The organism is Endozoicomonas sp. ONNA2 (assembly GCF_024606365.1).
Classification (GTDB): Bacteria; Pseudomonadota; Gammaproteobacteria; order Pseudomonadales; family Endozoicomonadaceae; genus Endozoicomonas.
Window position 1 is genome coordinate 1 of sequence record NZ_JAHHPO010000774.1, and the last position, 3,720, is coordinate 3,720.

A 3,720-nucleotide genomic window follows, 5' to 3' on the forward strand; every position below is an offset into this window, starting at 1 on the left:
CAACGCAGGAGCAGTTGCCGCGCAGGGCAGTCTATTCTCGGACAGCCTCCTGGCCCTTCGTGGTTCAGTCTTTAACTTTCTGAAGCAGGGAGGCCCTTGGATTAATCGATAAACCGGTGTTGCAACCCCACATCCCTTTTGGCAGTCACCTCCAGTTGACGACCCGCAGGAAGTTCGGCAATGACTGTTTGGTCATAGGTCAAAGGGAGAAAGCCTTCAGCAGTAACAAGAAAAGGACTCCTCTGCTTTGAAACCACATAATTAAAGCCTTTTGGATCTTTTTGGTATTCGACAGCCTGGTCTTCCTGGCCCAGTTTAATGAGCGTAGCATCTTGACTGGAAGCTGTTGTCAACTCAGATGACCCTGAAAGGTAGAAGGCAGGCCTGGTTCCCTGAGCCATATAAACTGAACCCGGCTTTATATGGCTCGCGCCTGTAGACGTAATACAGTAAGGATTCCCTTTCTGTGAAATCTTGATATTAAAGTTTGATGAGTTGGGTTCATATTCTACAGCTTCATCTTCATCCCCCAGTTTGACTAAACGGGATGTAGTGTCCGAAGCTTTAGTCAGAACGCATTCTTTGGAAACATACATCTCAGGTCTACCATCCTGCGCCTTATACAGCGTTCCCGGCTTTAAGGTATACGCGCCTGTGGAAGTAATAAGAAAAGGCGTCTTTTGCTCTGATACTGTGTATTTAAAGGCAGCTTCACCTGATTTGAATTCTGCCACCTGATCTTCATCGCCCAACTTGAACAAGCGGGCATGAGTGTCCGAGGCAGCCGTCAGCTGTCCGCTTTCTGATAGATACATGGCAGGCCTGTTCCCTGTAGCCGGATTAACAATACCCGGTTTCAGGGGGAAGGCCCCTGTTGCAGTAACAATAAAATGTTCCTTCTTCTGTGAAATAACATGCTGATAGCCTTTTGGGTCGGGCTTATATTCTACCAGCTCACCAGCAGCCCCGATTTTAAATAACTTGCCATCAGCCCTCGCTTTGGTTAATTGACCTTGTGGCGAAACATAACAGTCCGGCGTACTGTTGGTACCCTCATACACTTTGCCTCTGTCTAACTTCTTGCTTTGCCCCTTGCTGAGAAAATAATACTCTTGATCTGCCTCACTCCTCTCGATTCTGTCTTCCCCTGGCTTGAGTTCTTTAACTTCATCCCCGGTGCCGTAATGTACCAGGCTATTGCCCGGGGATGATTGTTGTACTTTGCCACTTTGAGTGACATAGATATCAATGCTTCGGTCACCGAGTTTGGTTAAACCGGCAACGGTGTAGACTTTCCCGCTGTCAATTCGCTTTTCTGAAACCCTTCCCGACCGGGACAATGACTCCTTGACATTATCTCCATTATTCACAATTCGCATAGAAGAAGAGCCAAAAAACGGTCCGGAAGCACACGTAGCACCAGCAGCGACAGCAGCGGGACTGGCATTAATGGGCTGAAGCGCGGTTCCGAGAGAATACGGCAAAGACATTGTGGGTGGTTTCATAATACTAACCTTTTAGTTGTGAGCGCAGTAAAAGCAGGCAGGAAAACCCCATTTCTTTCGGATATTATGACGAGAACTCACTGCATCCGTGCGGACTGAAAGTGTAAACTGTGATCGAGATTTTTACTGGCTCACACTTACACTAAAATGGCATAGACGGCTCCCTTGCAATGCCAAAAAACTGAATTGACACAGACAGCAATTAAATTCGCCAGTTATGCTATTAACTATTAATAACTGGTGCACCGGAAGACATCAAGGGCCTGCTTCGGGCAGTTAAAGACGGAACCACAAATGCCCAAATTTTGCCGCGTCTTCGCCACATGAGTAATTGTCCCGAAATAATTTCGACATTTGTTTCCCTTCTTGCCTGTGAAGAGGGCTCCATCAGCAAAAAAAGTCGGTGTTATTTCGGGACAATAACCAGGAACAACAGTTAATCACCGGAATTAATCACCGGAATCATCTGTCAAGGCATCGAGAAGCTTTTCGAGTTTTTCCTGATCAGCAGCAAACAGCCGGATACCTTCAGCCAGCTTTTCAGTGGCCATGGCATCGCTATTATGCTCCCAACGAAACTGTGGTTCCGAGATAGCCTCAGGCTGTTCCGGCTTGACTGGAGATGAAGATTGCAGTTTTTGGGCAAGTAATTCCTGACTTTGGCTTAACTCTTCTAACAGGCGAGGAGCAATGGTCAGACAGTCGCAACCTGCAAGTTGTCGTATTTCGCCGATGTTCCTGAAACTGGCGCCCATGACCACTGTTTGGTAGTTATGCTGTTTGTAATAGTTGTATATGTTGGTCACTGATAAAACACCAGGGTCTTCTTCTGGCAAGAAACCATCAACGCCCTGATGCGCTTTGTACCAGTCCATAATGCGTCCGACGAACGGAGAAATCAGATAGACTCCCGCATCGGCGCAGGCCCTGGCCTGGGCAAAGGAGAACAGCAGGGTGAGATTACAGCGAATGCCCTGTTTTTCCAGAATTTCAGCGGCCCGGATACCCTCCCAGGTGGAGGCAATTTTAATTAACACCCGGTCGGTGTCCACACTGATTGAACGGTAAAGCTCGATCAGTCGTTGCGCCTTTTTGACCGTTGCTCCGGTATCAAAAGATAATCGGGCATCGACTTCCGTCGAGACAAGACCCGGCACAACGTCAAGAATGGCTTTGCCAATATTGACCGTTAACCAGTCACAGGCTGATGCTGCAACATTTTCAGCATTTTGTGCTTTCGCCCACAGAATACCCTCCTCAAGCAGAGGCTGGTAATCCGGTAGCTCCGCGGCTTTTAGTATCAACGAAGGGTTGGTCGTGGCATCAACAGGCTTATACAGGCGTATCGCCTCAATATCACCGGTATCGGCCACTACTTTGGACAGTTCTCTGAGTTGGTCAAGTTGGTTTTTCACAAAAGTACTCCGCTTGTTTATTTCCATGCCCGATTCTGTTTGGCGGCTGCCCAAACAGCTATGAGCGACAAATTACGCGAGCAGAAGCTGTATCCCTTTTTTGTTCAGGGTCTTTTAATATGTCAGGATCAGTTTTCCGACCGGTGATCAGGATATGAATATTGGCGGTTTGGCAAAACAATAAACCGCTTCGAACCCCAAGTTTACTACTGTCTACCAAAGCGACAACCTTGTCGGCCTGTTTCATCATTTTTGTTCCGCCATGACGGTCATGGAATCCACCTTGGTTAACCGCTGTTCTGTCAGTCCTGCGCCACTGGTAATGCCAGAACACTGCAGTAGTTCAAAGACGGTTTACGCCAGGGCATCGCCTGGGCCGAGCGCATGAACGTGATGCTGGCGGTAGAAATTATGGACACCAGACTGATCAACTCCTTCACCAAGGGAATGGCGTATGTCAATGAGTTTAACAGCCAGTGTTGCAAGGTATATCCCGATATTGGCAACCTGTCTGCCCGGGGTAATGATATGGAAGCCGAGCTTGAAGCCGGTAAAGGCCATAGGGTGGCGGTGCATGTCAAAGATAACCGCCCCGGCGTCTTCAAGAACGTACCGTTTGGTAAGGGCACTGTGGATTTTGTCGCTGCCTTCAGAAAACTTCGAACAATTACCAGGGCCCATTCTTGATTGAAATATGGACTGAAACCGCTGCAGACCCATTCAGGAAGTTCGCCATACCCGTACTTGGGAGGCTGTCCGAGAATAGCGCCCGACTGGGCGTCCCCGTAGCGAGGATTGCG

General features: G+C 48.4%; 2 protein-coding genes and 1 pseudogene. 1 reads left to right on the top strand and 2 read right to left on the bottom strand.

Features of this window, described 5'->3' with window-relative positions; all coding sequences use genetic code 11:
- Positions 1-101: 101 nt before the first annotated feature.
- Both KDK14_RS13785 and tal read right to left on the bottom strand, forming a co-directional pair.
- Complete coding sequence (locus tag KDK14_RS13785) at positions 102-1,505, bottom strand: hypothetical protein (protein ID WP_257265748.1); 1,404 nt, start codon at positions 1,503-1,505, stop codon at positions 102-104.
- 449 nt (positions 1,506-1,954) lie between these two features.
- Positions 1,955-2,920, bottom strand: a complete 966-nt coding sequence (tal, locus tag KDK14_RS13790; protein ID WP_257265749.1) for a transaldolase — start codon at positions 2,918-2,920, stop codon at positions 1,955-1,957.
- 357 nt (positions 2,921-3,277) lie between these two features.
- Between tal and KDK14_RS13795 the strand changes: the two are divergent.
- Positions 3,278-3,607, top strand: a pseudogene (locus KDK14_RS13795) (TIM barrel protein); the annotation flags it as partial.
- Positions 3,608-3,720: the final 113 nt, after the last annotated feature.